This window comes from Zeimonas sediminis, from assembly GCF_023721795.1.
Classification (GTDB): domain Bacteria; phylum Pseudomonadota; class Gammaproteobacteria; order Burkholderiales; family Burkholderiaceae_E; genus Zeimonas; species Zeimonas sediminis.
Window position 1 is genome coordinate 35,603 of the sequence record NZ_JAMQYE010000001.1, and the last position, 16,283, is coordinate 51,885.

Sequence of the window (16,283 nt, forward strand, 5' to 3'; positions counted from 1 at the left end):
ATGACGATCCAGCGTCTGCACGTGGGCAAGCGCATGTCCGAGGCCGTGATCCACAACGGCACCGTCTACCTGGCCGGCCAGGTTGCCGAGGATCCGAAGCAGGATGTCGTCGGCCAGACCCGCCAGGTGCTCGCGGCGATCGACCGCCTGCTGGTCGAGGCCGGCACCGACAAGACCCGGATCCTGCAGGCGCAGATCTTCCTGGCCGACATGGCCGACTTCGCCGCGATGAACTCGGTCTGGGACGCCTGGGTGCCCGAGGGCCACACGCCGGCGCGCGCCACCGTCGAGGCGAAGCTCGCAACGCCGGACTACAAGGTGGAGATCAAGGTGATCGCCGCCTGCTGAGCGAGGCTGCGATCGCCAGCGGCCGGGGCGAATCCGGTCGGTGGCCGAACGCAGGAAGGCGCGCCCTCTGGCGCGCCTTTTTCGTTTCTCGCAGCCGCGCCGATACGGCGCGGACGGGCCGCGCTCAGCGCCAGCCGACCCGGTCGACGATCTTCGCCGCAGTGACCTGCGCGCGCCCGATCGAGGCGACCGACAGGTCGTCGGCCTTGAACTCGCCGAGCGAGCGCAGCGCCGCATTGGTGGACTGCACGCCCTTGGCGGCGGGCCACTCGTTGCTGCCGTCGGCGAAGTAGCGCTGGGCGCTGTCGCTGGCCAGGTACTCGAGGAAGCGGATCGCGGCCTCGCGATGCGGCGCGTTCTTCGCGACGCCGGCGCCCGACACGTTGACGTGGGTCCCGGTCGTGGCCTGGTTCGGCCAGATCACCCCGACCTTCTCCATCACCGCGCGGTCCGCCGGCTTGTCGGACTTCATCAGGCGCACCAGGTAGTAGCTGTTGCTCAGCGCGACCTGGCACTCGCCGCTCGCGACCGCTCGGACCTGGTCGGTGTCGCCGCCGCGCGGCTTGCGCGCGAAATTGGCCACGACGCCGCTCGCCCATTGCTCGGCCTTCTGCTCGCCCACGTGCTCGGAGATCGCACCGATCAGCGACAGCATGTACGGATGCGCGCCCGATCGGGTGCACACCTTGCCCTTCAGCTCGGGGCGGGCGAGGTCCTCGTAGTTGCGCACCATGTCGGGGTTCACCGACGCCTTGTTGTAGACGATCACGCGCGCGCGGGTCGCGAATCCGTACCACTCGGCGCCCTTGCCGTCGTCCTTGCCGCGCAGGTGCGCCGGGATGCGCTCGTCGAGCAGCTTCGACTTGACCGGCTGGAACAGGCCTTCGATCTGGGCCTTCCAGAGCCGGGCCGCGTCGACCAGCAGCACGACGTCGGCAGGGCTGTTGGCGCCCTCGTTGCGCAGGCGCTCGAGCAGCGCCTCGTCGCCGGCCTCGATCCGGTTGATCTTGATGCCGGTCTGCTTCGTGAATTCGGCGTACAGGGCCTCGTCGGTCTGGTAGTGGCGGGCCGAGTAGAGGTTCAGCACCTTGTCGGCCTGGGCCGAGGCGGCGGGCGCCGCCAGCGAAAGCGCGGCCGCCAGCGCGGCGGGCAGGGCGGAGGAGAGGGTCTTTCGGATCATGGTCGTGTCGTCGTCGGTGATCTGACTGTGGATGGAACGACCTCAGGTTAATACAAACGAGAAAGATTCGCAATACAGTTGACGCGATGTCTGCGAATGATGAGGATTCGCATTAGCATCGGGGCGAACCGGGAAGGAGCGAATCACGATGAAGGCACTGATCGTAGGAGCCGACAGGCTGGGGAACATCCCGGAACTGCTGGCGGGTCACGGGATCGGGATCGCCCGTCACGTGTCCGGCAGGGACCGCGCCGCGCAGCGCGCGGATCCGAGCATGCCGGCGGGCATCGACCTGCTGATCCTGTTCACCGACTTCCTCGGGCACAACGTGATGCGCGGCTACCGCGAGGCGGCCCGCCGGCAGGGCGTGCGAATCGTCGCTTGCAGGCGTTCGGTGTGCAGCCTGAAGTCGGCGCTGGCCGGGAGCGGCGCCGAGGCGAAGGCTCAGAGCTCGCCGAGCTCGATCCGCTGAGCGGCGGGCAATGACTGGCGCGGCCGCTCGAACGCCGCGGCCGGCGCGTGGTCGTCGGCGGCGAGCAGCCTGCGGGCGCCGTTGAAGCGCCTGGACCAGTAGCCGCTGTCGAGCGACTCGACGCGCACCTGCTTGCCCCTGGAAGGGGCGTGCACGAACTGGTTGTCGCCGATGTAGATGCCCACGTGCGAGAAGGCGCGGCGCAAGGTGTTGAAGAAGACCAGGTCGCCGGGCTTCAGCTCGTGCCGGCTCACCGCTTCGCCCTCGCGGCTCATTTCGACCGAGCGGCGGGGCAGCACCTTGCCTAGGGTTTCCTCGTACACCAGCCGTACCAGGCCGCTGCAGTCGAGGCCGCTGTCGGGGGAGTTGCCGCCCCACTTGTAGTTGACACCGAGCAGCGACAGCGAGCGCAGCACCAGTTCGGTCGCGGCATTCGGGCGCTGGCCCTCGGCCACGGACGGCTCGGCGGCCAGCGTCACGGCGGCCGGCTCGGCCGCGAGCGCGCGCCCCGGCTGCACGGCGACGGCCGCGAGCAGGATGGCCGAAGCCAGGAACATCTTCGAACGAATCGGTCCGCCGCGCATCGGCGAAGCGTAAACGATCGATTTTCCCCTTGTCAAAAACGCGCCGGTAAGCCCCGCGCAAGCCTCGTCCGTAGAATGTCCGGCACAGGCATCGGCCCGCGCCGGACGCGGGCGAGCATTCAGGAGGGGACGATGAGCGCAGCGCAGGCACCGGGCCCGGGCAACGTCGGGGCCGCCGATCAGGCGGCCGGGCTGGCGGCATTCCACCGGCGATCGATCGAGGACCGCGAGGGCTTCTGGGCCGAGCAGGCCAGGCTGATCGACTGGCACGTGCCCTTCGAGCGGGTGCTCGACGATTCCCGGTTGCCGTTCACCCGCTGGTTCGTCGGCGGGCAGACCAACCTCTGCCACAACGCGGTCGACCGTCACCTGGCCACGCTCGGCGACCGGCCGGCGCTGATCTGGGAGTCCTCCGAGGTCGACCAGTCGCGCACGCTGAGCTTTCGCGAGCTGCACCGCGAGGTCAACCGGATGGCCGCCGCGATGCAGGAGCTCGGCGTGGGGCGCGGCGATCGGGTGCTGATCTACATGCCGATGATCGCCGAGGCGGTCGTCGCGATGCTCGCCTGCGCCCGGATCGGCGCGATCCATTCGGTGGTGTTCGGCGGATTCGCCTCGCACAGCCTGGCCAGCCGGATCGACGACGCCGAGCCCAGGCTGATCGTCAGCGCCGACGCCGGCTCGCGCAACGGCAAGGTGATCGCCTACAAGCCGCTGCTCGACGAGGCGCTCGAACTCGCCAGTCACTCGCCGAACGCGGTGCTGCTGGTCGACCGCGGCCTGGCGCCGATGGTCCGCGTCGACCGGCGCGACCACGATTGGGCCGCGCTGCGCGAGAAGCACCTGGACGCCGAGGTGCCGGTCACCTGGCTGGAGTCGAACGAAGTCAGCTACACGCTGTACACCTCGGGCACCACCGGCAAGCCCAAGGGCGTGCAGCGCGACGTCGGCGGCTACGCGGTCGCGCTGGCGGCGTCGATGAAGCACATCTTCTGCGGCCAGGCCGGCGAGACCTACTTCTCGTCCAGCGACATCGGCTGGGTGGTCGGGCACTCCTACATCGTCTACGGCCCGCTGATCGCCGGCATGGCCACGATCGTCTACGAAGGCACGCCGTTGCGCCCGGATCCCGGCATCCTCTGGCGTCTGGTCGAGAAGCACCGGGTCACCTTGATGTTCTCGGCGCCGACCGCGATCCGGGTGCTGAAGAAGCAGGATCCTTCCTGGCTCAAGCGCCACGACATCTCGTCGCTGCGCGCGCTGTTCCTGGCCGGCGAGCCGCTCGACGAACCCACCGCCAGGTGGATCGCCGAGGGGCTGGGCTGCCCGGTCATCGACAACTACTGGCAGACCGAGACGGGCTGGCCGATCCTGACGCTCGCACACGGCATCGAGAAGACCCCGCCGCGCTTCGGCTCGCCCGGCATGCCGATGTACGGCTACGACGTGCGCCTGCTGCACGAACGCACCGGCGAGGAGGTCGGCCCCGGCGAGAAGGGGGTCGTGGCGATCGTCCCGCCGCTGCCGCCGGGCTGCATGCAGACGGTCTGGCGCGACGACGAGCGCTTCGTGAACACCTATTTCGCCAGCATTCCGGGGCGCCAGGCCTATTCGACCTTCGACTGGGGCATGCGCGACGCCGACGGCTACTGGTTCATCCTCGGCCGCACCGACGACGTGATCAACGTCGCCGGCCACCGGCTCGGCACCCGCGAGATCGAGGAGAGCCTGTCGAGCCATCCGGCCGTGGCCGAATGCGCGGTCGTCGGCGTGGCCGATGCGCTGAAGGGACAGGTCGCCGTGGCCTTCGCGGTGCTGAAGGATCCGTCGCGGGTGCAGGCCGACGCCGACCGGCTCGCGCTCGAAGGCGAGCTGATGGCCACCGTCGATCGCCAGCTCGGGGCGGTGGCGCGCCCGGCGCGGGTCCACTTCGTGACGATGCTGCCCAAGACCCGCTCGGGCAAGGTGCTGCGCCGTTCGATCCAGGCCCTCTGCGAAGGCCGCGAGGCCGGCGACCTGACCACGATCGAGGACGCCGCCGCGCTCGACCAGGTGCGCGCCGCGCTCGCGCCGCGCTGAGGCGGCCGTGGAGATCGAAAGCGTCCTGGCCTGGCTCGGCCAACTGCCCGGCCAGCTGTCGGTGCTCGCCGCCGGCCTGGCGTCAGGCGTCGACGCGGCGCTGCCGCGCCGGCTTCTCGGCGCGCTGTTGCTGCCGCCCGCCCTGCCGCTGCTGGTCGCGGCGCTGGGGCTGCTGCTGCTGCGCCGATCGCCGCGCGCCGGCCGCCTGCTCGCCTGGCTGGGCCTGCTCGCCGCCTGGGTGTTTTCGTCGGGCGCCGGCGCGTGGTGGCTCGCGTCGCTGGCCGAGGGCGGCGCGCAACGCGGCCAGACCGTCGAGTCGCTGCGCGCGGCGATGGCGGGCCGCGAGCCGCCTCAGGCGATCGTCATCCTGGCCGGCGGCAGCCGCCGCGACGGACGCGAAACGCCGGACAAGGCGCTCGTCAGGCCCCTGACGCTCGAGCGGCTGGCGCACGGCGCCTGGGTCGCGCGCACGACGCGCCTGCCGGTGCTGGTCAGCGGCGGGGTGTCGCGCGAGGGCATGGCCAGCGAGGCCTCGCTGATGAAGCGCGCGCTCGAGCAGTCGTTCGGCACGCCGGTGCGCTGGGTCGAGGAAAGCTCGCGCGACACCGGCGAGAACGCCCGCAACGCGGCCGAGATGCTGGGCAAGGCAGGGGTGCGCCGCGTGATCCTGGTCACCCACGCCTATCACATGCCGCGCGCGGAATCCTCGTTCCGCAAGGCCGGCCTGGCCGTGCTGCCGGCGCCGCACGGGTTCGCCGGCGGCGATTTCGAGTTCGGCCTGCAGGACCTCGTGCCCTCGGGCAGCGCGGCGGCGCTCGCCTACCGTGCGTCGCACGAAGTGCTGGGTCGGCTCTGGTACCGCCTGACGGGTCGCTGAGGGGAGGGCCGATGCGCAGCGGAGCGGGCCGATCGATACAATCGGCGCTTTTTCGCCCCCTGCCAGGAATCGAGCCAGCATGAACACGAAGCCCTTCCTCAGTACCGACGACGCCCGCGCGATCGCCGCCGCCGCCGAGGCCGAAGCCCGCCGCAACGGCTGGGCCGTCACGATCGCGGTGGTCGACGACGGCGGCCACCTGCTCTGGCTGCAGCGCCTGGACGGCGCCGCGCCGATCTCGAGCTACATCGCGCCCGCCAAGGCGCGCACCGCCGCGCTCGGCCGGCGCGAGACCAAGGGCTACGAGGACATGATCAACGGCGGCCGCTACTCCTTCCTGTCCGCGCCCGAGATCGAGGGCATGCTGGAGGGGGGCGTGCCGATCGTCGTCGACGGCCACTGCGTCGGCGCGGTCGGCGTGTCGGGCGTCAAGTCGAGCGAGGACGTCCAGATCGGCAAGGCGGGCATCGCGGCGCTGAAGCTCGGCTGAACGGCTGGCGGCCCGGGGCAGGCGCACCGCCCCGCATCACTCACCTCACTGGAGGCTGCGACGCACGATGGCGATCTTCGACAAGGATGCGCTGAACCCGGGCGTCGCGCCGCGCGAGGTCTTCGCGTGGTCGATGTACGACTTCGCGAACTCGGGCTTCACCACGGTGGTGCTGACCGCGGTGTTCAACGCCTACTTCGTCGGCGCGGTGGCCGGCAACGCGCCCTGGGCCACGCTCGCGTGGACCGGCGCGCTGGCGCTGTCCAGCCTGCTGGTCATCCTCACGATGCCGGCCATCGGCGCGTGGGCCGACGCCCGCGCGGCCAAGAAGCCGCTGCTGCTGCTCTCCACGCTCGGCTGCGTGCTCGGCACGGCGGGGCTCGCGCTCGCGCAGCCGGGCAGCGTGGTGATGGCCATGCTGCTCGTGGTCGTCGCGAACTGGTTCTACAACACCGGCGAGTCCCTGGTCGCGGCCTTCCTGCCGGAACTCGCGAGGCCGCACGCGCTGGGCAGGGTGTCGGGCTGGGGCTGGAGCTTCGGCTACTTCGGCGGCATGCTGACCCTCGGCCTGTCGCTGGCCTGGGTGATGTCGGCCCAGGCGCGCGGCGAGGGCGCCGCCGACTTCGTGCCGGTCACGATGCTGATCACCGCGGCGGTCTTCGCGATCGCGGCAGTGCCCACCTTCGCGCTGCTGCGCGAGCGTGCGGTGCCGCAGGCCGGGGCGGCCGGCGCGGGGCTGGGCGACGCGCTCGCGCGGCTTCGCCGAACCTGGCGCGAGTCGGGGCGCTTCGTCGACTTCCGCAGGCTGCTCGTCTGCGGGGCCTTCTACCAGGCCGGCATCGCGGTCGTCATCGCGCTGGCGGCGGTCTACGCCGAGCAGGTCATGCGTTTCACGCAGACGCAGACGATGGCGCTGGTCTTCGTGGTCAACATCGCGTCGGCGCTGGGCGCGTTCGGCTTCGGCTACCTGCAGGACCGTCTCGGGCACCGGCGCTCGCTGGCCTTCACCCTCGTCGGCTGGATCGCGATGGTGCTGGTCGCCGGACTGGGCAGCAGCCTCGCGATGTTCTGGCTGGCCGCAGTGCTGGCCGGCCTGTGCATGGGCTCGAGCCAGTCCTGCGGACGGGCCATGGTCGGGGCGCTGGCGCCGGCCGGCCGGCTCGCCGAATTCTTCGGGCTGTGGGCGCTGGCGGTGCGGGTCGCGGCGATCGTCGGCCCGCTGACCTACGGCCTGGTGACCTGGCTCACCACCGGCAACCACCGGGTGGCGATCCTGTGCACCGGCCTGTTCTTCGTGGTGGGCCTGCTGCTGCTGGCCGGCATCGACATGGCCCGAGGCGAGCGGGCCGCTCAGCGTCGATAGGGCGCGAAGGCCGGCCAGGGGCGCGCCCGCTCGATCTGCGCGGCCGCCTGCAGCACGCGGTGGTCCTCGCCGAAGCGGCCGGTCAGCATCACGCCGATCGGGAGATTTCCCTCACCGCGCGCGAACGGGACCGCCGCCGAAGGCTGGCCGGTGGCGTTCGCGAGCGGCGTGAACGGCGAGTAGCGGATGATCCCGTTCGGGCCGATCCGGTACTCGATGAAGTCCGGGTGGCTCATCGCGATGCGGCCGAGTTCGATCGGCGGGCTGGCCAGCACCGGGCTCAGCATCAGGTCGTAACCCGAGTCCGGGCTCCCGTCGCCGTGCATGAAAGGACCCACCTGCCGGGTGAGCCGGTGCAGCGTGGACAGCGACTCCAGGTAGCGCGGGCCCGACAGGCTGCGGCCGAAGGCCACGGCCGAACGGGTCGTGGGTTCGAGCTCGTTTTCGCCGGCAGGCCGGCCGCGCTTGCGCTCGAAGACGTCGACCGCCATCGCGGTGCCGCTGGCGATCACCTCGAGCATCGGCTCGAGCACGTCGAGCGTGCGCACCGGCGGCGCGCTCTCTTCGACGACGTGACCGAAGGACTCGAGCAGCCGGGCAGCCTCGCGGACTGCCGCCTCGACCTCGGGATGCACCGGTTCCCCGTCGAAGGTCCGCCAGGTGCAGGCGATGCGCAGCGGCGCCCGCCGACCTGCCGGCGCATCGAGCCAGGCAAGCGCCTCTTCGACCTCGGCCAGGTAAGAGGCCGGGCGGGCGGGGGACGCGTAGGGCGCACCGATGTCGGCACCCGCCGAGACGTCGAGCGCGAGCGCGCTGTCGCGCACCGAGCGGGTCACGAAGTGCTCGGTCGCGAGCCCGCCCCAGCCTTCGCCGGCCAGCGGACCCGCCGGGATCAGGCCGCGGCTGGGCTTCAGGCCGAACAGGCCGCAGTTGGTCGCCGGAATCCGGATCGAGCCGGCGCCGTCCGACGCGTGGGCGATCGTGACCATGTCCGAGGCGACCGCCGCAGCGGCGCCGCCGCTCGAGCCGCCCGGGCTGTGCCGGGTCGACCACGGATTGCGGGTCGGCCCGCCGTAGGCGAGCGCCTCGGTCGAGGGGCTGATGCCCATCTCCGGGCTGGTGGTCCGGCCGAAGAGGACGAAGCCCGCGCGGCGATAGCGCTCCACCAGCGCGCCGTCGACCGGCCAGTCGATGCGGCCGAACAGCCGCGAGCCCATCGTCGACGGAATCCCGATCGCCGGGGTAGACAGGTCCTTCAGCAGGCTGGGCACGCCGAGGAACGGACGCTGGCGGCGCAGGGCCTGGATGCCGCCGGCGTTCTTGCGGGCCTGAGCGAGTTCCGCGTCGATCGCGCGCGCCTGCTCGCGTGCCAGCTCGTAGACCGGGTTGCAGACCGCGTTGATCTCGGCGTTCACCGCCTCGCAGCGGGCGATGGCCGCGTCGAGGGCCTCGAGGGCGCCGAGCTGGCCGGCGGCGATCCGCTCGGCGAGGGCGATTGCGTCGTGATCGGGCATGGGTGGGGAGGGAAGGGGGAAGCGGGAAGGGGGAAGGCTCAGGATCGCGTGCGCAGGCGGCTCAGGGCAGCGAGGCGGCGATCTGGTAGAGGCCTTCCAGCACCAGGTTCTCGTGGTAGGTGAACTCGATCGTCAGCCGGGGGCCCAGCGTGCGGGCCGCACCGCCGGAGATGATGCAGCGAAGGTCCGGATGCTTGCGCTTGTGCAGGAAGTACAGGCGCTCGACCGCGCCGGCCTGCGCATGCGCGCAACCGGACGCGATCGCGTCGACCGTCTGCCTCGGGTAGTCCACGTAGTCGCCCTGCGCGTCGGGCAGGGTCGCGGTGTTCAGGTGCAGCGCGCGGACCATCAGGCCCAGGCCGGGCATGATCCCGCCGCCGACGAACTCGCCTTCGGCGGTCAGCAGGTCCATCGTGGTGGCGGTGCCGCACACCACGACCAGCGCGGGGCGCTCGCCGAGGATCGCGCGCGCGCCGATCATCGCGGCCCAGCGATCCACGCCCAGCGCGGCCGGGTTCAGGTAGCCGTTGCGCACGCCGCACTGCTCGGCCTTCGAGGTCACCCAGTGCGGTTCCGGGGCGTCGGGCCAGACCTCGAGCGCGCGCAGCACCGGGTTGACGACCCGGGTGCCCGCCACGTTGGCGATGACGATCTTCGACGGCGTCGGCAGGCGACGCCACTCGGCCATCACCATCGAGGTTTCCTCGTGCAGCACCCGTCCGAAGAGCTGGGCCCGGTCCAGCGCCAGCGCGCGGCCTTCGGCCGGCGCCTCGCCATAGGTGCCCCACTTCAGGAAGGTGTTGCCGATGTCGATCAGCAGGTAGCTCATGGTGGGGGGCAGTGTAAACCGGGCTTCAGGCGCCGCCAAAAACCGGCCCGAGCGGCCGCATCCGGATGCCGGGGCGCAGGCGGGTCCAGCGGAAGTCGGCCGGGTCGGCGAGCGCCGGGCCCGGCGAGCGCACCACCAGCACTTCGCGGGCGATCGGCTGGAAGTCGGCGCGGAAGTGCACCGAGCTCTTCAGCGCCACGATCCGCTGGCGGATCGGCTCCACGCCAAGGTGCCGGAACATCTCCTGGTCGCCGGCCTGGCACTTGCTCGAAGCGAGCACCACGCGCATGCCGGGCGCGGCTTCCGAGCGCAGTAGCGCCATCGGGCCGAGCTGCATCCGGAAGCCCTTGAACATCGGCCCGGTGCAGGTGAAGCGGCCGTCGCCGATCCGCTCGACGGTGAACCGCCCGGCCAGCGGAACGTGGCCGGGCACGCCGGAGATCTCGCCCAGCGCGAAATCCAGCGTGGCGCCCTGGCCCGCCTCGTGGGCGCGGCGCGCCGACGGCGGGTCGATCAGCATGCCGAGCACCGCGTCCTGCGCGCGATGCCGGATCAGCGCCGCCAGCAGCCCGGTCGTGTCGCCGTTGCCGCCGGCGCCCGGATTGTCCTGCGTGTCGGCCAGCACCACCGGCGCGCCCGGCGCGCCGCGGGCCATCGCGCGCTCGACCGCCTCGTCGGGCGTCAGCAGGGCCAGCGCGAAGTCCTTCTCGGCGTCGGCGACCGCGCCGGCCATCTCGTCGACCGCCGCGCGGGTCGCGGCTTCGCTGTCGCCGTAGCCGACCACCGACATTCCGCACTCGGGGAAGTCGGCCATCGGGAAGCCCGGCGCGAACGACAGCGCCACGCCGCTGCGCTGCTCGATCCGCTCCAGCAGCGCGTACAGCCCGTTGGCCGGCTCGATGAAGGTGCTCTGCGACGGGATGCCGGTCAGGTAGTCGAGCGTGCGGTAGGCCTTCGCGAAGCGCCGGCCGGTCGCCAGCATCCGCGTCAGTAGGCCGGCGGCGCGGGCGCCGGTGGCCGCCATGTCCACGTGCGGGTAGGTGCGGTAGATCGATAGCGCGTCGGCGTGGGCCACCATGCCGCGGGTCACGTTGGCGTGCAGGTCGAGGCTGGCCACGACCGGCACGTCGGGCCCGACGATCTCCCGCACGCGGCGCAGGATCTCGCCCTCGCCGTCGTCGTGGTGCTCGGTGACCATCGCGCCGTGCAGGTCGAGGTAGACGCCGTCGACCGGCAGCGCCGCGCGCAGCCGCTCGGTCAGCGCGCCGACGATCCGCTCGAAGGCATCGACGGTCACGTGCGCCGACGGCGAGGCCGCGGCCCAGGCGAGCGGCACCAGCGAATGGCCGGCCGCGCGCAGCGCCTCGATCGCGCCCTGCACCGGGATGTTGGCGCCGGCGACCGCGTCGAACAGCGAGTCGCCGACCTGTACGCCGGGCCAGCCGCCACCGTCCTCGAAGGCAGCGTAGTCGGCCTTCGAAGGCGCGAAGGTGTTCGTCTCGTGCTGCATGCCGCCTACGGCGATCCGTGCCATTTCCGCTGGTCCTGTCGTGTCGATTTCCGGATCCGCGAGCGTAGAGGAAGGCGCGGCGCCGCGCCACTTTGCTACGCTGCGAGCGGAACGCCGTCCGCGGCGAGCGGCCATGCCATCCTGGAGACCCCACCGATGAAGCACGACGAGATCGCCTGGCTCGGCGCCGAAGAGCTCACCAAGGCCTATCGCGACCGCGAGCTGTCCCCGGTCGACGCGACCCGCGCGATCCTCGACCGGATCGACGCGCTGAACCCCCGGCTCAACGCCTACTGCCTGGTCGATCACGAGTCGGCGATGAGCGACGCGCGGGCCTCCGAGGCGCGCTGGCTCCGCGGCGAGCCGCTCGGCCCGATCGACGGCGTGCCGGCCTCGATCAAGGACCTGATCCTCACGAAGGGCTGGCCCACGCTGCGCGGTTCGCTGACCACCGACCCGGCCGGGCCGTGGGACGTCGACGCGCCGGCCACCGCGCGGCTGCGCGAGGCCGGCGCAGTGCTGCTCGGCAAGACGACCACGCCCGAGTTCGGCTGGCGCGGCAGCACCGATTCGCCGGTCTACGGCATCACCCGCAACCCGTGGCGTCTCGACACCACGCCCGGCGGCTCGTCCGGCGGGGCGACGGCGGCGGTCGCCGCCGGCCTGGGGCCGTTCGCGGTCGGCACCGACGGCGGAGGCTCGGTGAGGATCCCGGCCGCGTTCACCGGGACCGTGGGCCTGAAGGCGCACTTCGGTCGCATCCCGGCCTACCCGCTGTCGCCGATGGGCACAGTGGCGCACATCGGCCCGCAGACCCGCACGGTTGCCGACTGCGCGCGGCTCTTCGAGGTGATCGCGCGCCCCGACAGCCGCGACTGGATGTCCCTGCCGCCCACCGACCGCGACTGGAGCGCCGACGTCGCGGCCGGCCGGCGCGCCGACGGGATCAAGGGCCTGCGGATCGCCTACAGCCCGCGGCTCGGCTACGTGAAGTGGGTCGACGCCCGGATCGAGCACGCGCTGGATGCCGCCGCGAAGAAGTTCGCCGAGCTCGGCGCGATCGTCGAGCGGGTGGACCCGGGCTTCGACGACTGCGCCGACGTGTTCCGCGTGCACTGGTTCAGCTCGGCGCGCCACCTGCTGCACCGGCTGCCGGAGGAGAAATTGCAGAGGCTCGACCCGGGGCTTCGCGAGGTGATCGACTACGCCGAGCGCTACACGATCGCCGACTTCATGGACGCGCAACTCAAGCGCGCCCAGATCGCGCTGGCGATGGCCAGGCTGGCCCAGCGCTACGACCTGATGCTGACCCCGGCCACCGCGGTACTGCCCTTCGCGGTGGGGCGCGTGATGCCCGAGCCGCCCAACGGGCTGGACATCGGCATGGTGCAGGACTGGACCTGGTGGACGCCGTTCTCCTACCCGTTCAACCTGACCCAGCAGCCGGCGATCGTTCAGCCCTGCGGGTTCAGCGACGACGGGCTGCCGATCGCGCTGCAGCTGGTGGCGCCCAACCATCGCGAGGACCTGTGCCTGCGCGCGGCGGCGGCGTACGAGGCGGCGACCGACTGGCACAAGGTGCGGCCGCCGATCGCCTGACGCAGGCAAGGGGGAGACCGGCATGACCCAGGTCCCGGACACGCACTCGAAGGTCGTCGGCTACGCGCTGTGGATCTTCGGATTCACCGGCTCGCACCGCTTCTACTACGGCAAGCCGGTGACCGGGACGATCTGGTTCTTCACGCTGGGCCTGCTCGGAATCGGCTGGCTGATCGACCTGTTCCTGATCCCCTCGATGGACCGGCAGGCCGACTTCCGTTTCCACGACGGGCCGATCAACTATTCGGTGGCGTGGATCCTGCTCACCTTCCTGGGCCTGCTCGGCGTGCACCGGATGTACATGGGGAAGTGGCTGACCGGCATTCTCTACCTGCTCACGCTGGGCCTGTTCGGCCTGGGCTGGCTGTACGACTACTGGACGCTGAACGAGCAGATCACGGTGCGCAATCGCGAGCGCGGCTAGGGCGAGCGGGGCGGCGCCTCGCCTTGCGGCGTGCGCCCGGGCCTGCGCCTCGCCTTGCGGCGTGCGCCCGGACCTGCGCCTCGCCTTGCAGCGTGCGCCCTGGAGGTCGTGCTAGAAGCCCAGTCGCTCGCCCGCGCCCAGCAGCGTCGCGATACCCAGCACCGTGAAGATCGCCGCCGCGATGCCGTGGACCAGCTTCACGTGCAGACGGTGGGCGATGCGGTCGCCGAGCACGACGGCCGGCACGTTGGCGATCATCATGCCGAGCGTGGTGCCGGCCACGACGGCGACGAAGGCGTGGTACTGGGCGGCCAGCGCCACGGTCGCGATCTGCGTCTTGTCGCCCATCTCGGCCAGGAAGAAGGCGACCAGCGTGGTGCCGAACACGCCCATGTGAGCGAGCTTCGCGTCCTTCTCGTCGAACTTGTCGGGCACGAGGATCCAGGCGGCCATCGCCAGAAAGGACAGGCCGAGCACCCAGCGCAGCGTCTCCGGGCTCATCAGCGAGGTGATCCAGGTGCCGATCGCGCCGGCGAACGCGTGGTTGGCGATCGTGGCCACCAGGATGCCCAGTACGATCGGCCAGGGCTTGCGGAACTTGGCGGCGAGGATGAAGGACAGCAGCTGCGTCTTGTCGCCGATTTCCGCGAGCGCGACGATACCCGTCGAAACGAGAAAGGCTTCCAATCGAGCGATCCCTGTTTGGGTGGCTCTCCGAAGAAGCCGCGCATTCTACCGGAGCCGCCAGTGGGCGCGCGCCCGGGCCGGTCGGGGACGAGCCCGCGCTCGGGCGCCGGTGCTGCGCCCCGCTTCGCGGGGTTCGCTCGCCTTCGTCGTCCGCGGCGGCTCGGGCGCAACTCGCGGTCCCTGCGGGACCGCTCAGACAGCGCCCTCGCTGATCGCCGCTCCCTTCCGAAGCGCTCGCCTTGCACAGGCGCCCGAGCGCGGGCTCGTCCCCGACCGGCCCTGGATGTCGTGCTCTTCGTCGGGCGTGACGAAGCACGTCCCGACGGCATCGCCAGCCGCGGTGTCGCCCTGGCAACCAAGGCCGCGACGCTACAGCGTTCGCGGCCCGCTGACCGACCGAACGTCGGAACCTCCAGGGCAGGGAGCAGGGGCCGGCTTTTCCGGACACTGTGCCAGCCGAGCGCTTCGGAAGGGAGCGGCGATCAGCGAGGGCGCTGTCTGAGCGATTCCGACGGAATCGCGAGTTGCGCCCGAGCCGCCGCGGACGACGAAGGCGAGGGCAGCCCCGCGAAGCGGGGCCGCAGCACCGTGTCCGGAAAAGCCGGCCCCTGCTCGCTGCCCGGGCGCAGGCCCCCCGAGCGGTCAGCCCGTCGCGAACGCGAAGTCTCGGCCCGGCGCCGCCGCGAACAGCGCCTTCGTGTACTCGTGCTTCGGATTCCCGAACACCTCGCCCGCCGGCCCGTACTCCACCACCTGCCCCTTCGACATCACCATCACGTGGTCGCAGACCTGCGCGGCCACCCGAAGGTCGTGGGTGATGAACAGCATCGCCAGGTGCAGCCGGTCGCGGATCTCGTCGAGCAGCCGCATCACCTGCGCCTGCACCGACACGTCGAGTGCCGACACCGCCTCGTCGGCGATCAGCAGCTCGGGCTCCATCGCCAGCGCTCGGGCGATGCAGATCCGCTGCCGCTGGCCGCCGGAGAACTGGTGTGGGTAGCGGTCGAGCGCGGCGGGGTCCAGCCTGACCAGCTCCATCAGCTCGCGGGCGCGGGCCATCGCCTGGCTGCGCGGCGTGCCGTAGTTCAGCGGCCCCTCGATGATCGACTCGCCGACGGTGCGGCGCGGGTTCAGCGACCGGTACGGGTCCTGGAACACGACCTGGATGCGCCGGCGCAAGGGCCGCAGGTCGCGGTGCGACATCCGCGCGATGTTCTCGCCGCTGATCTCGACGCTGCCGGAGGTGGGGTCGATCAGCCGCGCGATGCAGCGCGCCACCGTGGACTTGCCCGAGCCCGATTCGCCTACGATGCCGAGCGTCTGCCCGCGCCTGATCTGCAGCGACACGTCGGTGGCCGCGCGCACCTCGTGCCTGGCGCGCAGGAAGCCGCCGCTCGAGTAGACCTTCGCGAGCTTGTCGGTCTTCAGCACGACGGGTGCGGACTCGTCGGCGCCGCGGTGCTTCGGGTGGATGCCGGGCACCGAGCCGATCAGCATCTTCGTGTACGGATGCTGCGGGTCGGTCAGCACCGCCTGCTTGGTGCCGGTCTCGACCATGTCGCCCAGGCGCAGCACCGCGACCCGGTTCGCGATCTCGGCGACCACGCCGAAGTCGTGGGTGATGAACAGCACCCCGGTGCCGTGCTTGTGCTGCAGGTCGGCGATCAGCCGCAGGATCTGCGCCTGGGTGGTCACGTCGAGCGCGGTGGTCGGCTCGTCGGCGATCAGCAGCACCGGCTCGAGGATCAGCGCCATCGCGATCATGATCCGCTGGCGCTGGCCGCCCGAAAGCTGGTGCGGGTAGGAGTCGTACATCCGGTCGGGGTCGGGCAGGCCGACCTCCTCGATCACCTGGCGCACCCGCTGTCGCCGCTCGGCGGCGCCCAGCTTCGTGTGCATCGCCAGCACCTCGTCGATCTGCGCGCCGCAGCGCATGACCGGGTTCAGCGCGGTCATCGGCTCCTGGAAGATCATGGACATGCGCACGCAACGCAGCTCGCGCAGCCGCGCCTCGCTGGCCCGCGCGATGTTCTCGCCTTCGAGCAGGATCTCGCCGCCGAGCACCGGCAGCTGCTTGGGCAGCAGCCCCATGACCGCCTGCGCGATCACCGACTTGCCCGAGCCGGACTCGCCGACCAGGCAGACGATCTCGCCGCGGTTCACCGTGAGACTCACGTCGGCCACCGCCCGCTTGCGGTCGCCACCGCGGGGCAGCGCGATCGACAGGTCGCGGATCTCGAGGACGGGCCCGTTCCCCGGTGCGCCGGGCGCCTGGCCGGCAGCGGGCGCGTCGCGGGTTTCCTTGTTCATTTCGGAAGCGTTCATTG

The 16,283-nt window shown here is 71.5% G+C and carries 15 protein-coding genes; 8 read left to right on the top strand and 7 right to left on the bottom strand.

Annotation, left to right across the window (positions count from 1 at the left end; translation table 11 throughout):
• Positions 1 to 348: a RidA family protein gene (locus M6I34_RS00185; RefSeq protein ID WP_272483704.1), complete on the top strand. Its 348-nt coding sequence runs from the start codon at positions 1 to 3 to the stop codon at positions 346 to 348.
• Between the two features lie 124 nt (positions 349 to 472).
• On the opposite strand, the gene M6I34_RS00190 is transcribed toward M6I34_RS00185, so the two are convergent.
• Positions 473 to 1,528, bottom strand: coding sequence for a Fe(3+) ABC transporter substrate-binding protein (locus M6I34_RS00190; RefSeq protein ID WP_272483705.1), 1,056 nt, complete (start codon positions 1,526 to 1,528; stop codon positions 473 to 475).
• Between the two features lie 148 nt (positions 1,529 to 1,676).
• Between M6I34_RS00190 and M6I34_RS00195 the strand changes: the two genes are divergently transcribed.
• Positions 1,677 to 2,000 carry a DUF2325 domain-containing protein gene (locus M6I34_RS00195; RefSeq protein WP_272483706.1) on the top strand — a complete coding sequence of 108 codons (324 nt, stop codon included), beginning with the start codon at positions 1,677 to 1,679 and terminating at the stop codon, positions 1,998 to 2,000.
• Here M6I34_RS00195 and M6I34_RS00200 read toward each other — a convergent pair.
• Positions 1,973 to 2,557, bottom strand: a complete 585-nt coding sequence (locus M6I34_RS00200) for a C40 family peptidase (protein ID WP_272483707.1) — start codon at positions 2,555 to 2,557, stop codon at positions 1,973 to 1,975. The genes M6I34_RS00195 and M6I34_RS00200 overlap by 28 nt on opposite strands.
• A gap of 159 nt (positions 2,558 to 2,716) precedes the next feature.
• Here M6I34_RS00200 and M6I34_RS00205 point away from each other — a divergent pair, with 159 nt between their 5' ends.
• From M6I34_RS00205 to M6I34_RS00220, 4 genes are all read left to right on the top strand, one after another.
• Positions 2,717 to 4,663 (top strand): propionate--CoA ligase, encoded by a 1,947-nt coding sequence (locus tag M6I34_RS00205; protein ID WP_272483708.1) that lies wholly within the window; start codon positions 2,717 to 2,719, stop codon positions 4,661 to 4,663.
• A gap of 7 nt (positions 4,664 to 4,670) precedes the next feature.
• Positions 4,671 to 5,540, top strand: coding sequence for a YdcF family protein (locus M6I34_RS00210; protein WP_272483709.1), 870 nt, complete (start codon positions 4,671 to 4,673; stop codon positions 5,538 to 5,540).
• Between the two features lie 79 nt (positions 5,541 to 5,619).
• Entirely contained in the window at positions 5,620 to 6,030 is a 411-nt protein-coding gene (locus M6I34_RS00215; RefSeq protein WP_272483710.1) for a GlcG/HbpS family heme-binding protein, read from the top strand.
• A gap of 67 nt (positions 6,031 to 6,097) precedes the next feature.
• Complete coding sequence (locus M6I34_RS00220) at positions 6,098 to 7,393, top strand: MFS transporter (RefSeq protein WP_272483711.1); 1,296 nt, start codon at positions 6,098 to 6,100, stop codon at positions 7,391 to 7,393.
• Here the strand turns inward: M6I34_RS00220 and M6I34_RS00225 are convergent.
• The 3 genes from M6I34_RS00225 to M6I34_RS00235 all read right to left on the bottom strand — a co-directional run bounded on the left by M6I34_RS00225 (position 7,381) and on the right by M6I34_RS00235 (position 11,270).
• Entirely contained in the window at positions 7,381 to 8,907 is a 1,527-nt protein-coding gene (locus tag M6I34_RS00225) for an amidase (RefSeq protein ID WP_272483712.1), read from the bottom strand. The two genes, M6I34_RS00220 and M6I34_RS00225, sit on opposite strands and share 13 nt — an antisense overlap.
• A gap of 61 nt (positions 8,908 to 8,968) precedes the next feature.
• Positions 8,969 to 9,736, bottom strand: coding sequence for a type III pantothenate kinase (locus M6I34_RS00230; protein WP_272483713.1), 768 nt, complete (start codon positions 9,734 to 9,736; stop codon positions 8,969 to 8,971).
• Positions 9,737 to 9,761: 25 nt separating this feature from the next.
• On the bottom strand, positions 9,762 to 11,270 hold the full coding sequence (locus tag M6I34_RS00235) for a M81 family metallopeptidase (RefSeq protein ID WP_272483714.1): 1,509 nt from the start codon (positions 11,268 to 11,270) through the stop codon (positions 9,762 to 9,764).
• A gap of 132 nt (positions 11,271 to 11,402) precedes the next feature.
• On the opposite strand from M6I34_RS00235, the gene M6I34_RS00240 reads away from it, so the two are divergent.
• Positions 11,403 to 12,845, top strand: a complete 1,443-nt coding sequence (locus M6I34_RS00240; protein ID WP_272483715.1) for an amidase — start codon at positions 11,403 to 11,405, stop codon at positions 12,843 to 12,845.
• Between the two features lie 22 nt (positions 12,846 to 12,867).
• A complete protein-coding gene (locus tag M6I34_RS00245) occupies positions 12,868 to 13,269 on the top strand; it encodes an NINE protein (RefSeq protein ID WP_272483716.1) in 402 nt (133 codons plus the stop codon).
• A 111-nt stretch (positions 13,270 to 13,380) separates the two neighbouring features.
• Here the strand turns inward: M6I34_RS00245 and M6I34_RS00250 are convergent, their stop codons facing one another.
• Positions 13,381 to 13,956 carry a TMEM165/GDT1 family protein gene (locus M6I34_RS00250; RefSeq protein WP_272483717.1) on the bottom strand — a complete coding sequence of 192 codons (576 nt, stop codon included), beginning with the start codon at positions 13,954 to 13,956 and terminating at the stop codon, positions 13,381 to 13,383.
• Positions 13,957 to 14,598: 642 nt separating this feature from the next.
• On the bottom strand, positions 14,599 to 16,281 hold the full coding sequence (locus tag M6I34_RS00255) for an ABC transporter ATP-binding protein (RefSeq protein ID WP_272483718.1): 1,683 nt from the start codon (positions 16,279 to 16,281) through the stop codon (positions 14,599 to 14,601).
• Positions 16,282 to 16,283 lie beyond the last annotated feature (2 nt).